At 67.4% G+C, this 22,021-nt stretch carries 28 protein-coding genes; 19 read left to right on the forward strand and 9 right to left on the reverse strand.

Features of this window, described 5'->3' with window-relative positions; translation table 11 throughout:
• The first annotated feature begins 17 nt into the window (after positions 1-17).
• Positions 18-938, forward strand: a complete 921-nt coding sequence (locus tag RT97_RS00445; RefSeq protein WP_042576815.1) for a DMT family transporter — start codon at positions 18-20, stop codon at positions 936-938.
• Positions 939-950: 12 nt separating this feature from the next.
• Here the strand turns inward: RT97_RS00445 and RT97_RS00450 are convergent, their stop codons facing one another.
• From RT97_RS00450 to smpB, 6 genes are all read right to left on the reverse strand, one after another.
• Positions 951-2,393, reverse strand: a complete 1,443-nt coding sequence (locus tag RT97_RS00450) for a hypothetical protein (protein WP_042576816.1) — start codon at positions 2,391-2,393, stop codon at positions 951-953.
• An 86-nt stretch (positions 2,394-2,479) separates the two neighbouring features.
• On the reverse strand, positions 2,480-2,872 hold the full coding sequence (locus RT97_RS00455) for a COG4315 family predicted lipoprotein (RefSeq protein ID WP_042576817.1): 393 nt from the start codon (positions 2,870-2,872) through the stop codon (positions 2,480-2,482).
• Positions 2,873-2,944: 72 nt separating this feature from the next.
• Positions 2,945-3,775, reverse strand: a complete 831-nt coding sequence (locus RT97_RS00460; RefSeq protein WP_042576818.1) for an anti-sigma factor family protein — start codon at positions 3,773-3,775, stop codon at positions 2,945-2,947.
• A 16-nt stretch (positions 3,776-3,791) separates the two neighbouring features.
• Complete coding sequence (locus tag RT97_RS00465; RefSeq protein WP_042576819.1) at positions 3,792-4,307, reverse strand: sigma-70 family RNA polymerase sigma factor; 516 nt, start codon at positions 4,305-4,307, stop codon at positions 3,792-3,794.
• A gap of 25 nt (positions 4,308-4,332) precedes the next feature.
• A complete protein-coding gene (locus RT97_RS00470; protein WP_042576820.1) occupies positions 4,333-4,722 on the reverse strand; it encodes a COG4315 family predicted lipoprotein in 390 nt (129 codons plus the stop codon).
• A gap of 94 nt (positions 4,723-4,816) precedes the next feature.
• Positions 4,817-5,293: an SsrA-binding protein SmpB gene (smpB, locus tag RT97_RS00475; RefSeq protein WP_042576821.1), complete on the reverse strand. Its 477-nt coding sequence runs from the start codon at positions 5,291-5,293 to the stop codon at positions 4,817-4,819.
• A gap of 62 nt (positions 5,294-5,355) precedes the next feature.
• On the opposite strand from smpB, the gene RT97_RS00480 reads away from it, so the two are divergent.
• Positions 5,356-5,802 carry a type II toxin-antitoxin system RatA family toxin gene (locus RT97_RS00480; RefSeq protein ID WP_042576822.1) on the forward strand — a complete coding sequence of 149 codons (447 nt, stop codon included), beginning with the start codon at positions 5,356-5,358 and terminating at the stop codon, positions 5,800-5,802.
• Entirely contained in the window at positions 5,802-6,137 is a 336-nt protein-coding gene (locus tag RT97_RS00485) for an RnfH family protein (RefSeq protein WP_042576823.1), read from the forward strand. The genes RT97_RS00480 and RT97_RS00485 overlap by 1 nt, the downstream gene beginning before the upstream one ends.
• Positions 6,138-6,152: 15 nt before the next feature.
• On the opposite strand, the gene RT97_RS00490 is transcribed toward RT97_RS00485, so the two are convergent.
• Positions 6,153-6,683, reverse strand: a complete 531-nt coding sequence (locus RT97_RS00490) for a DUF4124 domain-containing protein (protein ID WP_042576824.1) — start codon at positions 6,681-6,683, stop codon at positions 6,153-6,155.
• 128 nt (positions 6,684-6,811) lie between these two features.
• Between RT97_RS00490 and guaB the strand changes: the two genes are divergently transcribed.
• The 7 genes from guaB to RT97_RS00525 all read left to right on the forward strand — a co-directional run bounded on the left by guaB (position 6,812) and on the right by RT97_RS00525 (position 12,327).
• Positions 6,812-8,281: an IMP dehydrogenase gene (gene guaB, locus RT97_RS00495; RefSeq protein ID WP_042576825.1), complete on the forward strand. Its 1,470-nt coding sequence runs from the start codon at positions 6,812-6,814 to the stop codon at positions 8,279-8,281.
• A gap of 77 nt (positions 8,282-8,358) precedes the next feature.
• Complete coding sequence (locus tag RT97_RS00500) at positions 8,359-8,607, forward strand: type II toxin-antitoxin system Phd/YefM family antitoxin (RefSeq protein WP_042576826.1); 249 nt, start codon at positions 8,359-8,361, stop codon at positions 8,605-8,607.
• Between the two features lie 11 nt (positions 8,608-8,618).
• Positions 8,619-9,038: a type II toxin-antitoxin system VapC family toxin gene (locus RT97_RS00505; protein WP_042576827.1), complete on the forward strand. Its 420-nt coding sequence runs from the start codon at positions 8,619-8,621 to the stop codon at positions 9,036-9,038.
• 11 nt (positions 9,039-9,049) lie between these two features.
• Positions 9,050-10,666 carry a glutamine-hydrolyzing GMP synthase gene (gene guaA, locus RT97_RS00510; protein ID WP_042576828.1) on the forward strand — a complete coding sequence of 539 codons (1,617 nt, stop codon included), beginning with the start codon at positions 9,050-9,052 and terminating at the stop codon, positions 10,664-10,666.
• 207 nt (positions 10,667-10,873) lie between these two features.
• Complete coding sequence (locus RT97_RS00515) at positions 10,874-11,128, forward strand: hypothetical protein (protein ID WP_042576829.1); 255 nt, start codon at positions 10,874-10,876, stop codon at positions 11,126-11,128.
• Positions 11,129-11,191: 63 nt separating this feature from the next.
• Positions 11,192-11,797, forward strand: a complete 606-nt coding sequence (locus RT97_RS00520; protein WP_042576885.1) for a 2'-5' RNA ligase family protein — start codon at positions 11,192-11,194, stop codon at positions 11,795-11,797.
• The gene (locus RT97_RS00525; protein ID WP_216595149.1) at positions 11,794-12,327 is read left to right on the forward strand and encodes an endonuclease V; all 534 of its coding nucleotides are present in this window, start codon (positions 11,794-11,796) and stop codon (positions 12,325-12,327) included. Before RT97_RS00520 ends, RT97_RS00525 begins: the two co-directional genes overlap by 4 nt.
• Before the next feature lie 135 nt (positions 12,328-12,462).
• On the opposite strand, the gene RT97_RS00530 is transcribed toward RT97_RS00525, so the two are convergent.
• On the reverse strand, positions 12,463-13,377 hold the full coding sequence (locus tag RT97_RS00530) for a LysR family transcriptional regulator (RefSeq protein ID WP_042576830.1): 915 nt from the start codon (positions 13,375-13,377) through the stop codon (positions 12,463-12,465).
• A 129-nt stretch (positions 13,378-13,506) separates the two neighbouring features.
• On the opposite strand from RT97_RS00530, the gene RT97_RS00535 reads away from it, so the two are divergent.
• The 7 genes from RT97_RS00535 (at position 13,507) to RT97_RS00565 (ending at position 18,646) form a co-directional block, all read left to right on the forward strand.
• Positions 13,507-14,496, forward strand: coding sequence for a 2Fe-2S iron-sulfur cluster-binding protein (locus RT97_RS00535; RefSeq protein WP_042576831.1), 990 nt, complete (start codon positions 13,507-13,509; stop codon positions 14,494-14,496).
• Between the two features lie 29 nt (positions 14,497-14,525).
• Entirely contained in the window at positions 14,526-15,785 is a 1,260-nt protein-coding gene (locus RT97_RS00540) for an aromatic ring-hydroxylating dioxygenase subunit alpha (protein ID WP_042576832.1), read from the forward strand.
• Complete coding sequence (locus RT97_RS00545) at positions 15,782-16,267, forward strand: aromatic-ring-hydroxylating dioxygenase subunit beta (RefSeq protein ID WP_042576833.1); 486 nt, start codon at positions 15,782-15,784, stop codon at positions 16,265-16,267. The genes RT97_RS00540 and RT97_RS00545 overlap by 4 nt, the downstream gene beginning before the upstream one ends.
• A gap of 127 nt (positions 16,268-16,394) precedes the next feature.
• The gene (locus RT97_RS00550; protein ID WP_042576834.1) at positions 16,395-16,760 is read left to right on the forward strand and encodes a chorismate mutase; all 366 of its coding nucleotides are present in this window, start codon (positions 16,395-16,397) and stop codon (positions 16,758-16,760) included.
• The gene (locus RT97_RS00555) at positions 16,757-17,716 is read left to right on the forward strand and encodes a Bug family tripartite tricarboxylate transporter substrate binding protein (protein ID WP_042576835.1); all 960 of its coding nucleotides are present in this window, start codon (positions 16,757-16,759) and stop codon (positions 17,714-17,716) included. Before RT97_RS00550 ends, RT97_RS00555 begins: the two co-directional genes overlap by 4 nt.
• Before the next feature lie 20 nt (positions 17,717-17,736).
• The gene (locus RT97_RS00560) at positions 17,737-18,057 is read left to right on the forward strand and encodes a non-heme iron oxygenase ferredoxin subunit (RefSeq protein ID WP_042576836.1); all 321 of its coding nucleotides are present in this window, start codon (positions 17,737-17,739) and stop codon (positions 18,055-18,057) included.
• A gap of 94 nt (positions 18,058-18,151) precedes the next feature.
• Positions 18,152-18,646, forward strand: coding sequence for a RidA family protein (locus RT97_RS00565; RefSeq protein WP_042576837.1), 495 nt, complete (start codon positions 18,152-18,154; stop codon positions 18,644-18,646).
• A gap of 3 nt (positions 18,647-18,649) precedes the next feature.
• On the opposite strand, the gene RT97_RS00570 is transcribed toward RT97_RS00565, so the two are convergent.
• A complete protein-coding gene (locus RT97_RS00570) occupies positions 18,650-19,723 on the reverse strand; it encodes a DUF72 domain-containing protein (RefSeq protein WP_042576838.1) in 1,074 nt (357 codons plus the stop codon).
• A 61-nt stretch (positions 19,724-19,784) separates the two neighbouring features.
• Between RT97_RS00570 and RT97_RS00575 the strand changes: the two genes are divergently transcribed.
• Both RT97_RS00575 and RT97_RS00580 read left to right on the forward strand, forming a co-directional pair.
• Entirely contained in the window at positions 19,785-21,263 is a 1,479-nt protein-coding gene (locus RT97_RS00575) for a sensor histidine kinase (RefSeq protein ID WP_042576839.1), read from the forward strand.
• Complete coding sequence (locus tag RT97_RS00580; RefSeq protein WP_042576840.1) at positions 21,260-21,898, forward strand: response regulator transcription factor; 639 nt, start codon at positions 21,260-21,262, stop codon at positions 21,896-21,898. The genes RT97_RS00575 and RT97_RS00580 overlap by 4 nt, the downstream gene beginning before the upstream one ends.
• The last annotated feature ends 123 nt before the right edge of the window (positions 21,899-22,021 follow it).

Consider the following 22,021-nt stretch of genomic DNA (forward strand, 5'->3'; position numbering starts at 1 on the left):
CTGAGGCACGGCATTTCATGCGCCTGACGCACGGCGGGGCTGTGTGGCTGATGGTCGTCGTGACCCTGATGTGGGCCACGGCGGGCGTCGTCACACGGCACCTTGCAGAGGCGCACAGCTTCGAGATCACCTTCTGGCGCAGCCTCTTCACGACGCTGGCGCTGCTGGTGATCTTGCCGCTTTGGCGCGGGCGCGCCGTGTTCTCGCAGCTGCGCAGCGGCGGGCGCGAACTGTGGATCTCGGGCGTCTGCTGGGCCGTGATGTTCACGGCCTTCATGGTGGCGCTCACGATGGCCTCGACGGCGAGCGTGCTGGTCACGATGTCGCTCGGGCCGCTGCTCACCGCGCTCGCGGCGCGCGTCTTCATCGGTCACCGTCTTCCTGTCCGCACCTGGGCGGCCATCGTGGTGGCCGGGTTGGGCATCGGCTGGATGTACGGCACGCAGCTGATGCAGGGTGGCGCGGGCGGCTCCGTGCTCGGAACCCTCGTTGCGCTGTGCGTGCCGATTGCCGGGGCGACCAACTGGACCGTCGTGCAGCACGCGCACGCCAAGGGGCATGACATCGACCTGGTTCCCGCGGTGCTGATCGGCGCCGTGCTCACCGTCTTGTTCACCTTGCCTTTTGCCTTGCCGTTCCAGGCGAGCGCGCACGATCTTGGGTTGTTGGCCTTCCTGGGTGTGTTCCAGCTCGCGATTCCGTGCGTGCTGTCCGTGCTGTGCGCGCAGGTGCTGAAAGCGCCCGAAGTGGCCCTGCTGGCCTTGCTCGAAGTGATCTTCGGCATCGCGCTGGCCTGGATCGGCGCAGGCGAGGATCCCGCCGCGAGCGTGTTGACCGGCGGTGCGCTGGTCATCGGCGCGCTGGTGTTCAACGAGCTGCTCGCGCTGCGCGGGCGCCGCACGACGGTGGCCGACACCGCAGTGCCGGGCGCGCACTAGGCGCCCCAAGACCTATTCGGGCACCGCAACGGCGTCCGTCACGCCCAGGCTGATCAGCCGGGCTTCCGTCACCGCTTGGGTAAAGCGCTTGGCAAAGTCGTCGCTCATGCGCCAGGTGCCGTTGTCCTGCACGAAGGTGAACTCGCCGGTCAGCGGCAGCGACTGCGCGCGGCCGATGGTGGCCAGCAGGCTGTCGGTGTATTCGACGACCAGCGGACAGACCCGGCCCGCACCGTCTTCATGCACGCGGCAGGGGCCGGCGGGCTCGAAGTCGGCGATCTCGCGCTCGCGGTCGGCGTCGGTGACCACGAGCCCCGCTGTGGAACGCTGGCGGGCGCGCTGGCGTTCGAGCTGGCGCTGAAGCATCGCTGCGGCTGGAGAACTCGACTGCACGGCGGTCACGCCGTCGCGGAAGGCCTTCTCCGCGGCCGCGCGCCCGATGGGCTCGGCGTTGTAGAGCGGCTTGCCTTTGGCATCCAGGTTGCCGAAGCGGGCCTCCACGATGGCCGGGTTGGCGCCGCGCACCGTCATCTTGTCGTCGTTGGCAGAGGCCGGGCCGATCGTGTACGCGATCGACTTGGTCTCGTCGCCCCGGGCCATCGTCGCCATGCAGCCACGGATGCGCTCGTCCTTGCGGTAGCCGATTTCGCGCAACCCGCTCAGGGTGGGGATGCCGACTTCGCGCAGGCCCTGGGTGCGCGCATCGATCGACGCGCGGAGCATCAGCCCCTGCAGCGTCTTGCGGGTGGCGTCGGCGTTGCAGGCCGGCACGCCCTCCGGTGCGAAGAAGTACCAGCCGAAACCGCCCACGACCGCCAGCGTGACCAGCCGGGAAAGCCAGGTGCCACGGCGGCGCTTTCCCTGCGCAGCAGCCTGCCACGCACCGGTCGATTTTTCGTCGGCCTCGATTTCCTCCTGCGCCTCGGCCACGATGCGGGCGCGGTCTGCCGCCATGGCAAAGGCCGGCTCGGCCGCGACCTCGGCGCGCGTTGCCTCGAACAATTCCTTCTCGAGCGGGCCGTCGATCACCATCCAGGCCAGCGTGGCGGCCGGTGCGGCGGGCACGCTGCCGACGAGCGGGGTTTCCTCGAAGGACATGTCCCGCGTCTCGGCATCGACAAGGCCGTAGTTGAAGAGCGCGTTCACTGCCTCTTGCGTGATGCCGCGGTCGCCAATCTCGACGAGATCCTCGGCGTCGTAAGCGATGTCCGCTGCATCGTCGGCGGTGGCGACGGGCGGCGAGGCTTCCTCGAGCCGTTCGACGGCTGCGTCGATTTCTTCCTGGGTGACGAGGCCCTTGACGCACATCCATGCCAGCGCGTGCGCGGGGCCGGGAATCGGCGGAAGCGTGGCGGCTTCGGGATGGGCAAGCACGGCGTCGTGCTGCGCGTCGGTGATCAGGCCGTGGGAGAGAAGGGCGAGGAACGCATCCGGATTCGCAGCTGCAGGATTCATGCGGCGATTCTGCCGTGGCGCACGCACCAACAAAAAAGGCCCCGGCGTGAGCCGGAGCCTTTGCGATCAGCTGACCATCGTGCCGGTCAGGGGCGGGCGATCTTCCAGTTGCCGCCGACGCCGTCGCCGGTCTTGTCGCCCGGCTTGGCATCCTTGGCCCAGTAGTACAGCGGCCAGCCCTTGTAGGCCCATTGGCGCTTGCCGTCTTCGCGAATGATGATGGTGTAGCCGCCGATAGGCTTGGCGGTCGCGGCCACGGGGAGCGGCGGCCAGTTGGCAGCGCACTGGGCGTTGCAGGCGGAGGTGCCGGCGCCGGACGTGTCCTTGGTGAAGGTGTAGAGCGTCATGCCGTTCGGTCCGACCAGCACGCCGTCGGCAGTGCGGGTAGGCGTGTCGGGCGCGCTGGCGGTCTTGTTGGACATGCCGCCGCAGCCGGCGAGCAGGGCCGCCGCGAGGATCGAGGCGCTGAGCAATTTCATGCAGTTTCTCCTTCAGTTGAAAAATCGCGAAAACAGGCAAGTGGTTGCGCGACCCGGCAGTTTATGCCGGGCTTACGACAAATCGCGGTAGGCAAGGGTCGCGAGTTTCAGCAAAACATCACGCGGCAACCTGCCTGCAACGGCATAGCCGAAGCCTTGGTCGACCCAGTAGAAGCTGGGCACCGGGCCCTCCGAGGTGAACCGGAAGGCGGTTTCGCGCGCGGCCGGCGAATCCGGGGCGCGAGCGTCGAGGGTGCCGATGTAGAGGGTGACGCGCTCGCCCGCGGTGTCCTCGAACATGAACTGGGCACGCGCACCGGTTTCCCCAGGCAGCAGGCGGCCGCCCACGAGCGTGTAGCCCAGGGTGCTCAGGTCGGGCACCTTGAGCGGCCGGTCCAGGCGCTTCGAGAGCCACTGCACGAGGTGCTGCTGTTCGGAGGCGGCCACTTCGACCGGGTGCCTTTTCTCGGGTGCGTAGACGACATGGGCGATCGACGCGTCGTGCACGAATTCGCGCATCGCAGGTGCCTTGGCCAATTGAGTCGATGGCGTGCGCGATGCCGACCATTGCGCGTTGCCGAGCCAGCCCGCCGCAAAGGCGACGAGCACGCCGGCCGCGATGCCGCTCCAGCGCACCCAGTTGCCGCGCTGCGCCTGCCGGGGCAGATGGCGCTCGAGCGCGCTCGTCAGCGGCGCCGGAATGGGTTCGTCCAGCAACTCGCCGTGCAGGCGGCGCAGGGCATCGCGCTGCGTGTGCCAGGCCGCCACCTTTGCGGCCATGGCCGGGTCGCGCGCCAGGGCCTCTTCGACGGCGGTGCGGCGGTCCGGCGCAAGCTGGCCGTCGACCAGGGCGTGCAGTTCGTCGTCGGTGACGTCGGTGGAGGGCGGGGCGGGGCGGTTCATGGTGCGGCGGCGGGTTTCACTTCAGGCGGCGCAGGCCGGGGCGGTTCGGGGCGGCGGCGCCGTCCAGCAGCTCCTGCAGCCGCACGCGGGCGCGCGAGAGGCGCGACATCACGGTGCCTGCGGGAATGCCCAGCACCTTCGCGACTTCGGCGTAGGACAGGTCTTCGAGCGTCACGAGGAGCAGCACGGCGCGCTGCTCCTCGGGCAGTTGCATGAGGCAGCGCTGCAGGTCGAGGCTCGCGCCCTGGTCGCGCCCCGGGTCGATGCCGCCTTGCAGCTCGTGCGTGGCATCGTCGAGCGGCACCACGCTGTGCGGTGGCGGGGTGCGCCGCACCTGGCTCGCGAAGATGTTGTGCATGACCGTGAAGAGCCATGCGCGCAGGTCGCTCCCCACCACCCAGAGCCGCCACTTGCTGCAGGCCCGCTCGAGGGTGTCCTGCACCAGGTCGTCGGCCGCCCACGTGTTGCCCGTGAGCGCGCGCGCATAGCGGCGCAGGCTCGGGATGTGATCGACCAGCAGGCGGGCGTCCATGAATCGATGGAGGGCGCGTGCAGGGTCAGGGCTTGGCGGTCTTCCAGTTGCCGCCCACGCCGTCGCCGGTCTTGTCGCCCGGCTTGGTGTCCTTCACCCAGTAGTACAGCGGCCAGCCCTTGGCGGCCCATTGCTTCTTGCCGTCGTCGCGCGTGACGATGGTGAAGTCGCCGCTCGGCTTGTCGCTGTCGGCCGCCATGAAGGGCGGCCAGTTGGTGGCGCAGCCGCCGTTGCAGGCCGACTTGCCGTTGCCGGCAGTGTCTTTCTCGAAGGTGTAGAGCGTCATGCCGTTCGCGCCGACCAGCGCGCCGTCGGCAGTCTTGGGCTGGGCGAATGCGGGGAGGGCGAGCAGGCTGCCGAGCAGCGCGGCGGCGATGCCGACGGAGGAAATGCGAGAAGCGCGAAATGGCGACATGGAAGACTCCTGAGGTTGGATGGCACCGGAAATCCGATGACACCGCACAAACGCCTGCAGAGCGCGTTTTATTCCATGCCGCGCAAAAAAATAACTAGCGGCTGCGGCTCTTCATCGCGCGCTCGACCTCGCGCTTGCCTTCGCGGTCCTTGATGGTGTCGCGCTTGTCGTGCTCGGCCTTGCCCTTGGCAAGCGCGATGTCGCATTTGACCTTGCCGGCCTTCCAGTGCAGGTTGAGCGGCACCAGCGTGTAGCCCTTTTGCTCGACCTTCCCCACCAGCCGGCGGATTTCTTCCTTGTGCAGCAGCAGCTTCTTGGTTCGGATGGAGTCGGGGTTGACGTGCGTCGAGGCGCTCTTGAGCGGGTTGATCTGCAGGCCCACGACGTAGAGTTCGCCGTCGCGGATCACGACGTAGCCGTCGGTCAGCTGCACCTTGCCTTCGCGCAGCGACTTGACTTCCCAGCCTTCGAGCACCATGCCGGCCTCGAAGCGTTCTTCGAAGAAATAGTTGTACGCGGCCTTCTTGTTGTCGGCGATGCGGGAGGAGGTATCTTGTTTCTTTGTGGCCATGGCTCGGGAAGGTGGGGGCGCATGGCTTCAATACAATCCGTCGCGCACGCTGCACCGATTCTATGAAAACAGTCAACAAGTCCGTCCTCATCTGGTACAGCGCCGAAGAGATGTACGCGCTCGTCACCGATGTGGCGAAGTATCCGCAGTTCCTTCCGTGGTGCGACAAGGCCCGTGTCATCGAAGAGAGCGAGGCGGGAATGACCGCCGAAGTGGGCCTCGCCTTCGGCGGCTTTCACCAGAGCTTCACCACCCGCAACACCCATGTACCGGGGCGCGAGGTGCAACTCAAGCTGGTCGATGGGCCCTTCTCCAACCTCGACGGCAACTGGAAGTTCGTTCCCGTGGGCGAAGCGGGCGAACGCGCCTGCCGCGTCGAGCTGCACATGAGCTACGGCTTCAGCAACTTCGCGTTGCAGGCGCTCGTCGGCCCGGTGTTCGACACCATCGCATCGAGCCTGGTCGAGGCCTTCGTCAAGCGCGCCGAGCAGGTCTACGGCAGCCCCTGATGATCGAGGTCACGCTGAGCTGCTCGCCCGCGGCGCGCGAGGTGTTCGAGCAGGTCCTGCAGCTCGAGGAAGGCATTGCCCTGAGCGAAGCGGTGCGGGCGAGCGGGTTGTCGCAGTGCTTTCCCGATCTCGATTGGCGGCATGCCATGACGCCGGGCATCTGGGGCAGGGCGGTCGAGTGGAGCCAGGAGCTGAAGGACGGCGACCGCATCGAGCTGTGCCGCCCGCTAACGGTGGATCCGAAGGTCGCGCGCCGCGAGCGATTCAAGCGCCAGGGCGCGCGGGGCGCCGGCCTTTTCGCGAACCGCCGCAAGGGCGGGAAGGCCGGCTACTGAGCTCGCCGGCCAGTTTTACTTGCAGTCGCTGTCGATGACCGACTGGACGCGTTTCTGTTCGGCGGCGCGGGCGCCGTCGTCCATGATCTCGCGCTCGCCCTTGGCATTGACCTTCGCAATGCGGATGCCGCTGTCGAGCGTGGACTTGCCTTCGCGGGCACGGGCGCAGTTGTCGGCCTTGGCCTTGGCGACCTTCGCCTCTTCGGCGGCGCGCTTGGCTTTCTCTTCGGCCTCGGCCTTCTTGGTTTTTTCTTCGAGTTCCTTGTCGACGCCGCTCGGCTTGGGCGCCGCGGCGCTTTCGCGCGGCTTGGCAGCGGCTGCTTCGGTCCCCTCGGCAGCGGGAGCTTCCGGCAAAGAAACGCCAGTGCCTGGCCGCGGCGGCGGTGTGCCCGAGCGGCGCAGGATGTTCTTCTCGGGAATGTCAGGCGGCGGCGCCTGGTCGCTGAAGACCTTCTTGCCGTTCTTGTCGATCCATTGCCATTGCGCGCTCGCAGAAAGCGGCAGCGCCACGACACATCCCACCAGCAGCCAGTGCATGAATTTCATGCCCGAAGTTTAGCCGCGCCTTACTTCTTGCAACATCCTCATTCGGTGCTTTTGCAACGGTCCGCAAAAGCCTGGGCCGGCGAACGCCTTGGGAGCCTCGTTACAATCCGTCTTTTGGAGCTTCACCCATGCGCCTTCTCGGCAAAGCGCTCACCTTCGACGACGTGTTGTTGGTGCCAGCGTTCTCCCAGGTCCTGCCCAAGGACACCTCCCTCGCCACCAAACTCTCCCGCAACATCACGCTGAACCTGCCGCTCGTCTCGGCGGCGATGGACACCGTGACGGAAGCCCGCCTCGCGATCGCCATCGCGCAGGAGGGCGGCATCGGGATCGTTCACAAGAACCTCACCGCGCAACAGCAGGCCGCCGAAGTGGCCCGCGTGAAGCGCTACGAATCGGGCGTTCTGCGCGACCCGGTGGTGATCACGCCGACGCACTCGGTGCGCCAGGTGATGGCGCTCTCCGACCAGCTGGGCATCTCCGGCTTCCCGGTGGTCGATGGCGGCAAGGTCGTGGGCATCGTGACCGGGCGCGACCTGCGCTTCGAGACCCGCTACGACGTGCCCGTGAGCGAAATCATGACGCAGCGCGACAAGCTCATCACCGTGCCCGACGGCACCACGCTGGCCGATGCCAAGGCGCTGCTCAACAAGTACAAGCTCGAGCGCCTCCTGGTCATCAACAACGACTGGGAGCTCAAGGGCCTCATCACCGTCAAGGACATCACCAAGCAGACCAGCTTCCCCAACGCCGCGCGCGACGCGAGCGGGCGCCTGCGCGTGGGCGCGGCGGTCGGCGTGGGCGACGGCACCGAGGAGCGCGTCGAGGCGCTGGTGAAGGCCGGCGTCGATGCCATCGTGGTCGACACGGCCCACGGCCACAGCGCCGGCGTGATCGAGCGTGTGCGCTGGGTCAAGAAGAACTATCCGCAGGTCGACGTGATCGGCGGCAACATCGCCACCGGCGACGCGGCGCGTGCGCTGGCCGACGTCGGCGCCGATGCGGTCAAGGTCGGCATCGGCCCGGGCTCCATCTGCACCACCCGCATCGTGGCCGGCGTGGGCGTGCCGCAGATCATGGCGGTCGACAGCGTGGCCACCGCGCTGCAGGGCACGGGCATTCCGCTGATTTCCGACGGCGGCGTGCGCTACTCGGGCGACATCGCCAAGGCCATCGCCGCAGGCGCCAGCACCGTGATGATGGGCAGCATGTTCGCCGGCACCGAAGAGGCGCCAGGCGAAATCGTGCTGTACCAGGGTCGCAGCTACAAGAGTTACCGCGGCATGGGCTCCATCGGTGCGATGCAACAGGGCAGCGCCGACCGGTACTTCCAGGAATCGACCACCGGCAACCCCAACACCGACAAGCTCGTGCCCGAGGGCATCGAAGGCCGCGTGCCCTACAAGGGCTCGATTGTCTCGATCGTCTACCAGATGGCCGGCGGCGTGCGCGCCAGCATGGGCTACTGCGGTTGCGCGACCATCGAGGACATGAAGAACAAGGCCGAGTTCGTCGAGATCACCACGGCCGGCATTCGCGAGAGCCACGTGCACGACGTGCAGATCACGAAGGAAGCGCCGAACTACCGCGCTGAGTAAGCCCAATCTGGCCAGACCTTGAAAGTCGGGCCAGACTCAGCTTAAAATTCGGGCCAGATTCAATTTTTCTGGCCCAAATGCAATTCATCGGCATCGCTGAAGCCAAGAACAACTTCTCTGCCCTGATCGACTCGGTCGAAAAGGGCGAGGAGGTTCGCATCACCCGCCACGGCAAGGAAGTCGTGCGCATGCTGCCGGTGCGCCGCAAGCCCGTCATCACCGACGAGCAGATCGCACGCGAACTCGGCCAGATCGACGCGCTGCATGCCACCATCCAGCCGGGCCTATCTCTTCCGGCATTGCGCAGCGAAGGGCGCCAATCGTGACAGCCTTCGTCATGGATGCCTCGGTCACCGCCGCCTGGCTCTTGCCCGACCAGGCCAGCGAACACACCCGCAAGCTCTATGCCGCGATCCGTCGCGACGAGGTCGAGCCGCAGGCGCCCAACGCCTGGCAATGGGAGTGCGCCAACATCCTGGCCAACGGCGTGCGCAGCGGTCGCATTCCGACTTCCGCGGTCGAAGGGTTGTGGAGCGTGCTCGACGCCATCCGCCACCGCGTCGAGCTGCACGAACTCGCGCCCGCCCAGCACAAGGCCGTGCTCGCGGTCGCCATCGACGCCGGCATCTCGATCTACGACGCGGGCTATCTCTGGCTCGCCAAGTCGCTCAATCTCCCGCTCGCCACCTTCGACGAGCACCTCATCCAGGCAGCGCCCAAGGCGGGCGTGAAGCTGTTCGACATATCAACGCTCTGAGTCCTCTCGCCATGCAACACGACAAGATCCTCATCCTCGACTTCGGCTCGCAAGTCACGCAGCTCATCGCACGGCGCGTGCGGGAGGCCCATGTGCTGAGCGAAGTGCATCCCTGCGACGTCACCGACGAATGGGTGCGCGAATACGCGGCCGACGGCCACCTGAAGGGCGTGATCCTTTCGGGCAGCCACGCGAGCGTGTACGAAGAAACCACCGACAAGGCCCCGCAGGCCGTGTTCGACCTCGGCGTGCCGGTGCTGGGCATCTGCTACGGCATGCAGACCATGGCGCACCAACTCGGCGGCAAGGTCGAGGGCGGCCACAAGCGCGAGTTCGGTTTTGCGGCCGTGCGCGCGCATGGCCACACGGCGCTCCTGAAGGACATCGCCGACTTCACCACGCCCGAAGGCCACGGCATGCTCAACGTGTGGATGAGCCACGGCGACAAGGTCACCGAATTGCCTCCGGGCTTCAAGCTCATGGCGAGTACCGACAGCTGCCCCATCGCCGGCATGGCCGACGAGGCGCGCCGCTACTACGCGCTGCAGTTCCACCCCGAAGTCACGCACACGGTGCAGGGCAAGGCGATCATCGAGCGCTTCGTGCTCGGCATCTGCGAGGCGAAGCCCGACTGGGTCATGCGCGACCACATCGCCGAAGCCGTCGAGAAGATCCGCGAGCAGGTGGGCGACGAAGAGGTCATCCTCGGCCTCTCGGGCGGTGTCGATTCGAGCGTGGCCGCCGCGCTCATCCACCGCGCCATCGGCGACCAACTGACCTGCGTGTTCGTCGACCACGGCCTCCTGCGCCTGAACGAAGGCGACATGGTCATGGAGATGTTCGAAGGCAAGCTGCACGCGAAGGTCATTCGCGTCGATGCCAGCGACCTGTTCCTCGGCAAGCTCGCCGGCGTGAGCGACCCCGAGGCCAAGCGCAAGATCATCGGCGGCGAATTCGTCACCGTGTTCAAGCAGGAAGCAGCCAAGCTCAAGGCCGGCGATGGCGGCCACAAGGGCGCGACCTTCCTCGCGCAAGGCACGATCTACCCCGACGTCATCGAGTCGGGCGGCGCCAAGAGCAAGAAGGCCGTCACCATCAAGAGCCACCACAACGTGGGTGGCCTGCCCGAGCAACTGGGCCTCAAGCTGCTGGAGCCGCTGCGCGATCTCTTCAAGGACGAAGTACGCGAACTCGGCGTGGCGCTGGGCCTACCGCCCGAGATGGTGTACCGCCATCCGTTCCCCGGCCCGGGTCTGGGCGTGCGCATCCTGGGAGAAGTGAAGAAAGAATACGCCGACCTGCTGCGCCGCGCCGACGCGATCTTCATCGAGGAACTGCGCAACTTCAAGGACGAGAGCGGCAAGACCTGGTACGACCTCACGAGCCAGGCCTTCACCGTGTTCCTGCCGGTCAAGAGCGTCGGCGTGATGGGCGACGGCCGCACCTACGACTACGTCGTCGCGCTGCGTGCCGTGCAGACCAGCGACTTCATGACCGCCGACTGGGCGGAGCTGCCGTACGCGCTGCTCAAGAAGGTGTCGGGCCGCATCATCAACGAGGTGCGCGGCATCAACCGCGTGACCTACGACGTGTCGAGCAAGCCGCCGGCGACGATCGAGTGGGAGTGATCCGGCGGGTGCGCTCAGGTCCAGTCCCTGACGCGCACCCACCAAGCGTCGCTCGCGTGTGGCGTTGCGCGCCTCCAGCCACGTCGTGCAGGCGCTGTAATCGCCCGTAATGGTTTTCGGGCGGGTGCGTCCCTACAGTGATTTCCCTAGATCGGCCAGCCGGCCGATTCAAGGAAGCCCATCACTTCGAACACTGTGGAGAGCGACATGACCAGCGTGACCGTCAATATCGTCGGAGGCAGCGAACGAGAAAACACGACCGCCGTGACCATCGGCGCCGTCCGATGGGGGCTCAACGGCACCGCGCCACTGGGGAGCGCGCAGATCATGGCCGAGGGGACATGGGCTCTCACCGTCTACAAGACGTCCGTTCCCACGCAAATCGGCATCACGGTGGAGGTGTACGGCAACGTCGCGCTGGTCAACATCACCGTGAACCTGAACGACATCTCCGTGAACTGAAACGGGCTGGAGTCGCTTGCTTCGGGCTCTTCAAGAAGGCAGGGCATGCGCGATGATCGACGCATGCCAGAACAGCTTTTTCTTCCCGGAATCGACCCTCCGCCGCCGCCCCTGCGGCGACCCCGAACCAAGGCGCGCCGAAAGGAGCCGCTGTCGCACGCGCTCTTCCTCGCGATCTTTCCGAGTGCCGAAGACGCCGCCTCGCTTGCTGCGCTCGGTGCGCAATTCGATGAGCGCCACGCCCTCAAGGGCACGCCGGCGGAGCCGCATCGCCTGCACGTCACGCTGCACGATCTCGGAGGCTACGACACGGTGCCGCGCAAGAAGGTGCAGGCCGCGCTCGATGCCGCTGCCGCGGTCGCGCCGCCTTCGTTCGAGGTCGTCTTCGATCACGCCATGACCTGCGCGAGCAGCAAGGCCTTTGTGCTGTGCGGCCAAGAGGGCACCGATGCGCTCGCCGACTTCAGGCAGCACCTGGGTGAAGCGCTGGCCGACGCGGGCTTCAAGCCCGAGCGCAGCTTCACGCCCCACATGACCCTCGCGTACACCCGGCGAAAGATCGGGAAGCATGCGATCGAACCGGTGCGCTGGACTGCGGGCTCCTTTGCGCTCATCGACAGCCACGTCGGGGAGGGCGTGCACGAAGTGCTCGGGCGGTGGCCCGCATGAGCGAGCCGCTGATCGTCTGCCTGGACGTCGACTACCGCGCCGACACCGCCGTGGCTGCGGGCCTCTGGTTTCGCGGATGGACGGCGGCACACGAGGAAGCGCAGGCCGTCGCGGGCTTTCGCGCGGTGGCCGGGTACGAGCCCGGCGCGTTCTATCGCCGCGAACTGCCGTGCCTGCTCGGCGTGCTGCGCGAGGGGCCGCCGGCGGACATCGTCATCGTCGACGGCTACGTCTCGCTGGAGCCGGGGCATCCGGGCCTGGGGGCGCACCTGCACGGCGCGCTCGATCGCAAGGTGCCCGTCGTCGGGGTTGCAAAAACGGCGTATCGCAGCGCGAGCGACGTGGTCGAGGTGCTGCGCGGCCGGAGCACGTCGCCGCTCTTCGTGACGGCCGTGGGCATCGAACTCGCCACCGCAGCCGCCGAGGTCTGGCGCATGCACGGCGAGCACCGCGTGCCGACCTTGCTGCGTGCGGTCGACCAACTCGCGCGCCGCTCCGAAATGCCCGATCGCACGAGGGCCAGCGACTAGAAAAACTCCCCGCCGCGCGCGATGTATGGCATCCACGGCTGCGACGACCACTGGAGCGTCGACATTCGCCGCGACAAGGTGCGCGTGAGCGCGCGTGCTGCGGCCTGACGGGGCCGCGCGACCGCGAGACTGCCGTCAGTCCTTGTCCGCGAAGCTGTCGAACAGCAACCCGCGCAGCCACTGGTTGCCCGGATCGCGGTGCACCTTCGCGTGCCAGAACAGGTTGATCGCGATCTGCGGCAGCGCCACCGGGTGAGGGCGCCACACAAGGCCGAAGGGCTCGGCAATGCTTTGTGCGAGCCGCTCGGGCACTGTCGCGATCATTCCGCTCGAACGCAGGATGTGGCCGATCGCCACGAAGTGCGGCACCTTCAGGCGTATGCGCCGGTGGATGCCCTGCGCGGCCATCACGTCGTCGGCCTTGCCGTGGCCCGTGCCGGCGGCCTGTACCAGCACATGGTCGGCGGCGCTGAAGTCCTTCAATGACACGCTGCGCTTGCGCGCGAGCGGGTGCGTGCCGGCAAACAGGCACACGTAGCGCTGCAGGAAGAGCCGCCGCTGGAACACGCCCGCCTTCAGCTGCGGCAGGAGGCCGATGGCGATGTCGACATGCCCGGCCTCCAGCTCGTCGCGCAGGTTGGTCGCGGTGTTGTTGCGCAGCGTGCTGATCGTCACGCCCGGCGCGGCGACCGACAGCGCCTCCATCAGCCGGGGCGTGAAGTAGATCTCGCCGATGTCGGTCATCGCGAGCGTGAAGCTGCGGGTGCTGGTGGCGGGGTCGAACACCACCTGCTGGTTGAGCGCGGTGTGCAGCGCACCCATCGCGTAGGCGACCGGCTCGGCCAGCTGCAGCGCGAAGGGAGTGGGCTCCATGCCGCGCGCGGTGCGCAGGAAGAGTTCATCGCCCAGCAGCTTTCGCAGGCGAGCCAGCGCGTTGCTGATGGCGGGCTGCGAGAGCCCGAGCGATTCGGCCACGGCCGAGACGCGCTTCTCGGCCAGCATGCGGTCGAACACCAGGAGCAGGTTGAGGTCGATGTCCTTCAGGTGCATGGGTCGGACCTTTATTCACATCCGTGATGGAGTCGATTCACGAGATTCTATTGGTCAATCTGCGGCGGCCGCGCATCATCCGCGTCAGAGACAAGCCGGCCACGACGCCGGTGCAAAGAGAGCCCCACGATGGACCTGCACATTCACCCCCTTGCCCGCACCCTCGAGGTCCGCCCCGGCGCGAACCTGCTGGAGGTGCTGCGCGAGCACCATGTGCCGGTGTCGTACAGCTGCATGTCGGGGCGCTGCGGCACCTGCCGCTGCAAGGTGGTGTCTGGCCAGGTGCTCGATGGCGGGCAGGACGCGATCCGGCCCGACGGGCAGGGCGAGCGCTACGTCCTGGCCTGCCAGAGCACGCTGACCGAAAGCTGCGCCATCGAGATCCCCGAGCCCGACGAGGTGGTGGTGCACCCGGCGCGCATCCTGAAGGCGACGGTGACGGGCATCGACGTGCTAACGCACGACATCCGGCGCCTGCGGCTCAAGCCGAACAAGCCGCTCGAATTCTCCCCCGGGCAGTACGCGCAACTGCAGTTCGCACCCGATCTCGCACGGCCGTATTCGATGGCCGGATTGAGCCGCGATGCGGAGCTCGAATTCCATGTGCGCAGGGTGCCGGGCGGGCGGGTCACGGCGCACGTCTTCGAGCAGTTGCGCGTCGGCGATTCGGTACGCGTGAGCGGACCGCTGGGCACGGCGTACCTGCGCACCAGGCACCGCGGGCCGATGCTTTGCGCGGCGGGTGGCACCGGGCTCGCGCCGATTCTCTCGATCGTGCGCGGCGCCATTGCGGGCGGGCTGATGCAGCCGATCCATCTGTACCTGGGCGTGCGCTCCGATGCCGACGTGTACGGCCTTGCCGAATTGCGCGAATTGCAGGCGCAGCACCCGGGCCTGAAGGTGCACGTGGTGGTCGTCTCGGGCACCGCGCGAGAAGGCCAGCGCCTGGGCCTTATCACCGACGCCATCCGCGCCGACTGGCCCGGCCCCCTCGACGGCTGGCGCGCCTATCTCTGCGGTTCGCCGCCGATGGTCGAGGCCGTCACGCAGCTCGTGCGCGCCCGCGGCCTTGCGCCCGAAGAGACCCATGCCGATGCCTTCTACCTGCAAGGCACCTGAAGAATGCTGAAGAAAAAAGGAGACCCGCGATGACCACGCCACCCGTGTTCCCCATCGAACTGCACTGGGAAAGCGACAAGACCGGCCGCATTCCCTTCATGGCCTACACCGACGAGGCGCTGCACAAGAAGGAGCTGCAGCGCTTCTTCTACGAAAAGCACTGGTGCTACGTCGGCCTGGAAGCCGAGATCCCGAACCCGGGCGACTTCAAGCGCACGGCCATCGGCGAGCGCTCGGTCGTCATGTCGCGCGACGAAAAGGGCGCGATCCACGTGTTCGAGAACGTGTGCGCGCACCGCGGCATGCAGTTCTGCCGCGAGCGCCATGGCAACAGGAAGGAATTCGTCTGCCCCTATCACCAGTGGAACTACACGCTCAAGGGCGACCTGCAGGGCGTGCCGTTCCGCCGCGGCGTGAAGCAGGACGGCAAGGTCCACGGCGGCATGCCCGCGGACTTCAAGACCGAGGAGAACGGGCTCAACAAGCTCAAGGTGGCCTCGCGCGGCGGCGTGGTGTTCGCGTCGTTCGATCATGACGTCGAATCGTTCGAAGATTTTCTCGGCCCTGACATCCTTCATTACTTCGACCGCCTCTTCGACGGCCGCAAGCTCACCATCCTCGGCTACAGCCGGCAGCGCATTCCGGGCAACTGGAAGCTCATGCAGGAGAACATCAAGGACCCGTACCACCCGGGCCTCCTGCACACCTGGTTCGTGACCTTCGGGCTCTGGCGCGCCGACAACAAGTCGGAGCTGAAGATGGATGCGCGCAGCCGCCATGCCGCGATGATTTCCACGCGCGGCAACGCGGGCAAGGCCGCGCAGGTGACGCAGGTCTCGAGCTTCAAGGAGAGCATGCAACTGAAAGACCCGCGCTTCCTGGACATCGTGCCCGAGCCCTGGTGGGGCGGACCGACCGCCGTGATGATGACGCTGTTCCCGAGCCTCATCCTGCAGCAACAGGTCAACAGCGTGTCGACGCGGCACATCCAGCCGGTGGGGCACGACGCCTTCGATTTCGTGTGGACGCATTTCGGCTTCGAGGACGACTCCGAGGAAATGACGCAGCGCCGCCTGCGGCAGGCCAACCTGTTCGGCCCGGCGGGCTTCGTCTCGGCCGACGACGGCGAAGTGATCGAGTTCTCGCAGGAAGGCTTCGAGCAGAAGCCCTACCACCGCACGCTCGCCGAACTGGGTGGCCGGGAGGTCGAGAACACCGACCACATGGTGACCGAGACGCTGATCCGAGGCATGTACCGCTACTGGCGCGAAGTGATGGAGGCGGCATGACCAGGAAGCTCGACGCCGACGCCTATCTCGAACTGGCAGGCCTCTATGCGGCCTATGCGCATGCGGTCGATTCGGGCAAGTGGGATTTGTGGCCCGCGTTCTTCATCGAGGAATGCAGCTACCGCCTGCAGCCGCGCGAGAACCACGAGCGCAACCTGCCGCTGGCCACGCTGTCGTTCGAGAGCCGCGGCATGCTGGAAGACCGCGTCTACGGCATCCAGGAGACGCTGTTCCACGACCCGTATTACCAGCGGCATGTGGTCGGGCTGCCGGTGGTGCACACGGTCGATGACGACGGCGCGATCCACAGCGAAGCGAACTACGCGGTGTTCCGCACCAAGCTCGACGGCCCTTCGACCGTGTTCAACGTCGGCCGCTACATCGACAGGGTCGTGCCCACGCCCGAAGGCCTGAAGTTCGCTTCGCGCCTGTGCGTGTTCGACAGCGAAATGATCCCGAACTCCATCATTTACCCGATATAGGGCTCACCCCCAGGCTGCCCACTTCGTGTGGCCTCCAACCCCCTACCGGGGGCAATACCAGCGGGCCGGCAAAGCCGGTTCCGCGGTATTCCCTGAACAGAGCATCGAGCAACGAGAGACAACGAACATGCAAAAAGAACCCGAGACACACGGCGCCCCGCTGCGCCGCTTCACAGATCCCACCTACCAGCCGCTGTGCGAGAACCTCGCCGAGGTGCGCGAGAACATCGACCGGCTCGACCGCAACATCGTCGCGCTCCTGGCCGAGCGCGGCCGCTACGTGAAGGATGCGGCGCGTTTCAAGCGCGATGCCTTCCAGGTGTCGGCGCCGCAGCGCCAGCAGGAGGTGATCGACAAGGTGCGGGCGCTGGCCGAGAAGGAGGGGGCCTATCCCGAGGTGGTCGAGGCGGCGTACCGCGCGCTCATCGCGGGGTTCATCGCGCGCGAGCAGCGGGACCATCAGGGCATGGTCGACGTGGAGGCGAAGCCGTGAAGCGCGCCATCGTTCTCGCGGTCGTGGCCCTGGCAGCCGGCGCCCATGCGCAGGAGTGGCCGCAGCGCCCGGTACGCATCGTCGTGCCGTTCGCGGCCGGCTCGTCGCCCGACATCCTCGCGCGCATCGTCAACGACAAGCTCGCGGCGCGTATCGGCCAGCCGCTCATCGTCGACAACAAGCCGGGCGCGGGCGGCAACACCGGTACCGACCAGGCGAGCAAGTCGCAGCCCGATGGCTACACCTTCCTGCTCTCGGTGAATGCGCCACTCGTCTACAACACGGTGCTCTACAGGAACCTGCCGTACGACCCGTTCAAGGACCTCGTGCCGGTCTCGCTCGCGGCGACCACGCCGAACGTGTGCGCGGTCTCCAATTCGATGAACGTCGATTCGGTCAAGGGCTGGCTCGCGGCGATGAAGCAGAACCCGGGCAAGTTCAACTTCGCCTCCACGGGCAACGGGTCGATCTCGCACCTGGGCGTGGAGCTCATCAAGCTCAAGACGAATTCGTTCGCGGTGCACATTCCGTATGCATCCTCGGGACAGGCGGTCACCGCGATCATCCAGGGCGATGTGCAGTACGCCTGCCTGCCGCCCGTCACCGTGATGCCGCAGGCCAAGGCCGGCCGCCTGAAGGCGCTGGCCGTGACGTCGGCCGAACGCTCGGCGCTGTTGCCCGAGCTGCCCACGCTGCGCGAATCGGGCCTGCCCGACATCCAGGCCGTGCCGTGGTTCGCCTACATGGCGCCCAAGGGAACGCCCAATGAGGTGGTGCAGCGCATGAGCCGCGAGATTGCCGCGGTGCTGAAAGACCCCGAGACGGTCAAGCGCCTGCAGACCGCGTATTTCGACCCCGTGGGCAGCACGCCCGAGGCGCTGGCGAAGTTCATGGGCGAGGAACTGGTGCGCTGGAAGCCGGTGATCCAGCGCGCCGGCCTCAAGCCCGACAACTGACGAGCGAAGGAAAACAAGACATGAGCACGATGACATGGATCGACGCCGCGGCGGTCGACGACGTTCCCGCCGACGACGTGGTGGGCATCGAGGTGCAGGGCCGCGACATCGCGCTCTACGGCACCGAGGACGGCATCCACGCGACCGACAACATCTGCACGCATGGGCATGCGCGGCTGTGCGACGGGTTTCTCGAAGGCCACGAGATCGAGTGCCCGCTGCACCAGGGGCGCTTCGATGTGCGCACCGGCAAGGCGATGTGCGCGCCGCTTAACGAAGACCTGCGCAGCTATCCGGTGAAGATCGAGGGCGGACGGGTGTTCCTGGCGATCGAGGCGTAGCGGCCATCTGTTCTGCATCGAGATCGGGCGATCTGCTTCTGTTTTCTCCGCACGCGGTTGGCGACAATGGCCCCCCCCGTTTCATGGAACAGATATGACGACAGCGCAAAGCCGAGACCAGATTGCCGATCAGATTGCCGCAGAGTTGGGCCACAGCTTCGCGGGCGAAATGCTTGCGGGCGGGCACTACGTGCCCATCGTGCGTGACGGCCGAACGCTCTACACCAGCGGGCAGGTGCCGCGCGTGGGCACCACGGTGGTGGTCACCGGCCGCGTGGGCGATGCGGTGTCGCTCGAGAAGGCGCGCGAGGGTGCGCAGATCTGCGCACTGCGCTGCCTCACGCTGCTGCGCCGCGAACTCGGTTCGCTCGATGGCGTGGAGAAGGTGCTGCGCGTGGGCGTCTTCATCCAGTGCACGGCCGATTTCACGCAGCAGAGCGAAGTGGCCGATGCGGCGTCCGACCTGCTGCATCGCGTGTTCGGCGATGCCGGCGTGCATGTGCGCACGGCGGTGGGCGTGTATCAGTTGCCCAAGAACGCGAGCGTCGAACTGGAGATGACGGTCGCCGCCAAGGGCGACAACGCCTGAGGCCTATCGCGGCTGAAGCTCGACGATGTCCCGCGCGAGCGAGGCGATCGTGAGCGGCGCGCAGCCCTCGGCGTTGTTGCTCACGGTGACGAAGGCGTTCTGGCCCGCGCGCGTGGTGCCGGCGATCACCTTGGCAAGCGCCGCGCGCGTCTCGGGATCGGGGTCCACGATCCTGTCGAACGGCCCGTAGAGCTTTTCCGCATCCTCATAGCCGAAGCGGCCGTGCCGGCGGTGCAGGTTCCATCGGCACACGAGCGGCCCGGGCCACAGGGCACGCAGCATCGGCAGCTGGTCTTCGATCGGCGGCATCTTCGCGTGCAGGCCCATGCAGAAGGTCGCGCCCACGCTGCGCAACATTTCGGCGAACGCGGGGCACAGCAGTTGCGGGTCGCGCACCTCGACGGCGATGACGGCGTCGGGCGCCACTTGCTTGAGGCCCGGCAGCGCTTCGAGCATTTCGCCGATGCGCGTGAGGAGGGCGGGCTGGTCGGCCAGCAGCTGCGACGGAATCGGACTCAGCTGGAACACCAGCGCGCCGATGCGGTCGCCCAGGCCGTCGAGCGCGGGCTGCACGAACTCCTGGATCGCGATCTCGCTGTTGAGGAACACCGGGTTGACCTGCGTGCCTCGGCCGCTTTCATCGCGCACGGTCGCGTCGGTCACGAGGCTCGGCGCCTTCACCACGAAGCGGAAATCGGCAGGCACCATGGCCGCGTAGCGGGCGTACTGGCTTGCGGTGAGGGCGCGGTAGAAGTTGCGGTCCAGGCTCACGGTGCGAAAGAGCGGGTGCTGCGCGAGGGCCGGGAGGCCGTTCTTCGAGAGCACGGTCTCGGCGTATTCGCCGTCCCACACGAGGTTGGCCCAGCCGGGGTAGCTCCACGACGAGGTGCCCAGGCGCAGTCCTTGCGGAAGGGCTGCGGCCAGTTCGACGAGCGCCGGATCGGCGGGCATCGGGGCCACGGTGGCGCCACGGGATTTCTTCTTGGCAGGCGCTTCGGCCTCGGGCGGTGGCGGGGCCGTGGGCGCCTCCGGCGGGGGTGAAAGATCGGGGAAAAGGGAGTCCTGTACTTCGCTCATGCTGGGGCCGCATTCTGGACCAACATCGAGGCGCGTCGCAGCGGCGGGCACAATCCGCGCCATGAAACAGTGGTTGCGCTCGCAGGGTGGCTGGTGGCTGGCATGGCTGGCCCTCACGGCCGTGGGCGCGGTGTGGCTGGCACGCGCGGAGCTTGCGCAACTGCACCAGGACTTCGAGACCGATGCGCGCATCGCGCACCGGCTCATGAGCCAGCAGGTGGTGCAGTACGACGCGGTGCTGGCCACACTCGCACTGCTGGAGCCCGGCGCCGATGCGGGGCAGCCGGAACAGCGTCTGCCCTCCGTGTATTCGTCGATCCTGAAGGTGCAGCGCCGCGCGCGCGACGAGCCGTGGCCCGATGAAAAACCGGCGGGCGCATTGGTTGCAGCCGAGGCGCGATCGCGCAGCCAGCAGCGCGCCGAGCTCGCATCGCTCGACCTTGGCGCGGGCCGCTACTGGCTCGTGATGGGCGCCACGCCTTCCAGCTACGCGCTCGAAATCGACCTGGCCGGCTCCGTGCCGTGGCGCGACTGGCCGATGAATCCGCAGCACAGCCCGGTGCGCGTGAGCCTGCAGCGCGACGGGCAGCAACTGGTGCTGCAGCCCGGCCGGCTGGGCGAGGGCGGTTGGCGCTTCGGTCTCACCAAGGCGCTGGCCTCGCCGAGCCAGCCGTTCGATCTGGTGGCCGAGCGCCAGGTCGGGTGGGGCGAGCTGCCATGGCGCAGCATCGCCGGATGGGCCGCGGCGATGGCGCTGCTGCTGGCCGGCCTCTGGATGGCGCAGCGCCAGCGCGTTGCACGCCGGCGTGCCGAGGAGCTGCTGCGGCTCGGCCAGGTCGCGCGGCTCAATGCACTGGGCGAGCTGTCGGCGGGGCTGGCGCATGAACTCAACCAGCCGCTCACGGCGGTGCTGGCCAACGCGCAGGCGGCGCGCCGGTTGCTCGACGACGATCCGCCTGACCTCGCCACCGCGCGCGATGCCATGGGGCAGGCCGTGGAGCAGGCCCGCCGTGCGGCTGGCGTGGTCGGCCGTTTGCGCCGCGTGATCGAGCGGCCCGAGGCTGGCGGCGACGTCAAGCCGCTGGTGCTGCAGGAGGTGGTGCGCAGCGCGATGCATCTGCTCGCGCCCGAGTTCGCGCAGCGCGGCGTCGCCGCGCAGTTCGATGCGGGCGCGCAGGCGCCGGTGCGCGTGCAGGCCGAGGCGGTGGCGTTGGAGCAGATCGTGCACAACCTGCTGATGAACGCGCTCCAGGCGCTGGACCTCGTGCCCGCGGCCGAGCGCCGGCTCGTGGTGTCTGTCGGACGCAATGGGCAGGAGGGCGTGCTGACCGTGACCGACAACGGCCGCGGCATTTCGCCCGAGGCGATGCCGCGGCTCTTCGAGCCGTTCTTCAGCACGCGCGAAGGTGGACTGGGCTTGGGCCTGAGCCTCAGCGAGACGCTGGCGAGCGGCATGGGTGGCAGCCTGACAGCCGCCAATGCGGCACCGCGCGGCGCGCGCTTCACCTTGCTGCTGCCGCTGGTGGCGACATCGACATGAATTTCTCCGCCACCCATCAACCGCAGTCGCCGCTGATCCACCTGATCGACGACGACCAGGCCGTGCGAGACAGCCTGTCGCTCCTGATCGGCACGGTCGGCCTGCGCGTGCAGGGCTGGTCCGATCCGCAGGCCTTCATCGACGGCTTCGACCGCGCGAGCGTCGGTGCGATCGTGCTGGACGTGCGCATGCCCGGCATCAGCGGGCTCACCGTGCTCGACCGGCTCATGGCGCAGGGCGTGGACCAGCCGGTGATCATGCTGACCGGCCACGGCACGGTCGAGATGTGCCGCCGCGCCTTCAAGGCCGGCGCGGCCGAGTTTCTCGAAAAGCCCGTGGATGACGAGCAGTTGCTGGAGGCGCTGCAGCACGCGGTGCGCCAGCATGTGCGCACGCGCGAACGCTCGCAGGCCGACAACGCCGCGCGCGAACGCGTCGCGCAGCTGTCGGAGCGCGAGCGCGAGGTGCTCGCGTTCATCGTGCAGGGGCTCACCAACAAGGAGATCGCGCGCACGCTGGCGCTCTCGCCGCGCACGGTGGAGACGCACCGGGCCAACCTGTTCGCGAAGCTGGACTGCGATTCGCTCGCGCAGTTGATCCGGCGGTATGCGGTGCTCGTGGCTTCGGACGCGTGAGCGGTGCGCTCCGTAGTTCTACGGAGCGGCGGACGTAGCCGTACGAATGGTTCCGGCGGCCGGTTTTTTCTACAGTGGCGCAGCCGTCGGCAACAACAGGTGTTGGCCGGCGCAGTCACCCTG

Source organism: Variovorax paradoxus (genome assembly GCF_000834655.1).
Taxonomy (GTDB): Bacteria; Pseudomonadota; Gammaproteobacteria; order Burkholderiales; family Burkholderiaceae_C; genus Variovorax; species Variovorax paradoxus_F.

What these genes read in the sequence shown, in the direction of transcription:
- RT97_RS00445 (WP_042576815.1), top strand. Translation starts at nt 18, where the DNA reads ATGCGCCTGACGCACGGCGGGGCTGTGTGGCTGATGGTCGTCGTGACC.
- RT97_RS00450 (WP_042576816.1), bottom strand. Translation starts at nt 2,393, where the DNA reads ATGAATCCTGCAGCTGCGAATCCGGATGCGTTCCTCGCCCTTCTCTCC.
- RT97_RS00455 (WP_042576817.1), bottom strand. Translation starts at nt 2,872, where the DNA reads ATGAAATTGCTCAGCGCCTCGATCCTCGCGGCGGCCCTGCTCGCCGGC.
- RT97_RS00460 (WP_042576818.1), bottom strand. Translation starts at nt 3,775, where the DNA reads ATGAACCGCCCCGCCCCGCCCTCCACCGACGTCACCGACGACGAACTG.
- RT97_RS00465 (WP_042576819.1), bottom strand. Translation starts at nt 4,307, where the DNA reads ATGGACGCCCGCCTGCTGGTCGATCACATCCCGAGCCTGCGCCGCTAT.
- RT97_RS00470 (WP_042576820.1), bottom strand. Translation starts at nt 4,722, where the DNA reads ATGTCGCCATTTCGCGCTTCTCGCATTTCCTCCGTCGGCATCGCCGCC.
- smpB (WP_042576821.1), bottom strand. Translation starts at nt 5,293, where the DNA reads ATGGCCACAAAGAAACAAGATACCTCCTCCCGCATCGCCGACAACAAG.
- RT97_RS00480 (WP_042576822.1), top strand. Translation starts at nt 5,356, where the DNA reads ATGAAAACAGTCAACAAGTCCGTCCTCATCTGGTACAGCGCCGAAGAG.
- RT97_RS00485 (WP_042576823.1), top strand. Translation starts at nt 5,802, where the DNA reads ATGATCGAGGTCACGCTGAGCTGCTCGCCCGCGGCGCGCGAGGTGTTC.
- RT97_RS00490 (WP_042576824.1), bottom strand. Translation starts at nt 6,683, where the DNA reads ATGAAATTCATGCACTGGCTGCTGGTGGGATGTGTCGTGGCGCTGCCG.
- guaB (WP_042576825.1), top strand. Translation starts at nt 6,812, where the DNA reads ATGCGCCTTCTCGGCAAAGCGCTCACCTTCGACGACGTGTTGTTGGTG.
- RT97_RS00500 (WP_042576826.1), top strand. Translation starts at nt 8,359, where the DNA reads ATGCAATTCATCGGCATCGCTGAAGCCAAGAACAACTTCTCTGCCCTG.
- RT97_RS00505 (WP_042576827.1), top strand. Translation starts at nt 8,619, where the DNA reads ATGGATGCCTCGGTCACCGCCGCCTGGCTCTTGCCCGACCAGGCCAGC.
- guaA (WP_042576828.1), top strand. Translation starts at nt 9,050, where the DNA reads ATGCAACACGACAAGATCCTCATCCTCGACTTCGGCTCGCAAGTCACG.
- RT97_RS00515 (WP_042576829.1), top strand. Translation starts at nt 10,874, where the DNA reads ATGACCAGCGTGACCGTCAATATCGTCGGAGGCAGCGAACGAGAAAAC.
- RT97_RS00520 (WP_042576885.1), top strand. Translation starts at nt 11,192, where the DNA reads ATGCCAGAACAGCTTTTTCTTCCCGGAATCGACCCTCCGCCGCCGCCC.
- RT97_RS00525 (WP_216595149.1), top strand. Translation starts at nt 11,794, where the DNA reads ATGAGCGAGCCGCTGATCGTCTGCCTGGACGTCGACTACCGCGCCGAC.
- RT97_RS00530 (WP_042576830.1), bottom strand. Translation starts at nt 13,377, where the DNA reads ATGCACCTGAAGGACATCGACCTCAACCTGCTCCTGGTGTTCGACCGC.
- RT97_RS00535 (WP_042576831.1), top strand. Translation starts at nt 13,507, where the DNA reads ATGGACCTGCACATTCACCCCCTTGCCCGCACCCTCGAGGTCCGCCCC.
- RT97_RS00540 (WP_042576832.1), top strand. Translation starts at nt 14,526, where the DNA reads ATGACCACGCCACCCGTGTTCCCCATCGAACTGCACTGGGAAAGCGAC.
- RT97_RS00545 (WP_042576833.1), top strand. Translation starts at nt 15,782, where the DNA reads ATGACCAGGAAGCTCGACGCCGACGCCTATCTCGAACTGGCAGGCCTC.
- RT97_RS00550 (WP_042576834.1), top strand. Translation starts at nt 16,395, where the DNA reads ATGCAAAAAGAACCCGAGACACACGGCGCCCCGCTGCGCCGCTTCACA.
- RT97_RS00560 (WP_042576836.1), top strand. Translation starts at nt 17,737, where the DNA reads ATGAGCACGATGACATGGATCGACGCCGCGGCGGTCGACGACGTTCCC.
- RT97_RS00565 (WP_042576837.1), top strand. Translation starts at nt 18,152, where the DNA reads ATGACGACAGCGCAAAGCCGAGACCAGATTGCCGATCAGATTGCCGCA.
- RT97_RS00570 (WP_042576838.1), bottom strand. Translation starts at nt 19,723, where the DNA reads ATGAGCGAAGTACAGGACTCCCTTTTCCCCGATCTTTCACCCCCGCCG.
- RT97_RS00575 (WP_042576839.1), top strand. Translation starts at nt 19,785, where the DNA reads ATGAAACAGTGGTTGCGCTCGCAGGGTGGCTGGTGGCTGGCATGGCTG.
- RT97_RS00580 (WP_042576840.1), top strand. Translation starts at nt 21,260, where the DNA reads ATGAATTTCTCCGCCACCCATCAACCGCAGTCGCCGCTGATCCACCTG.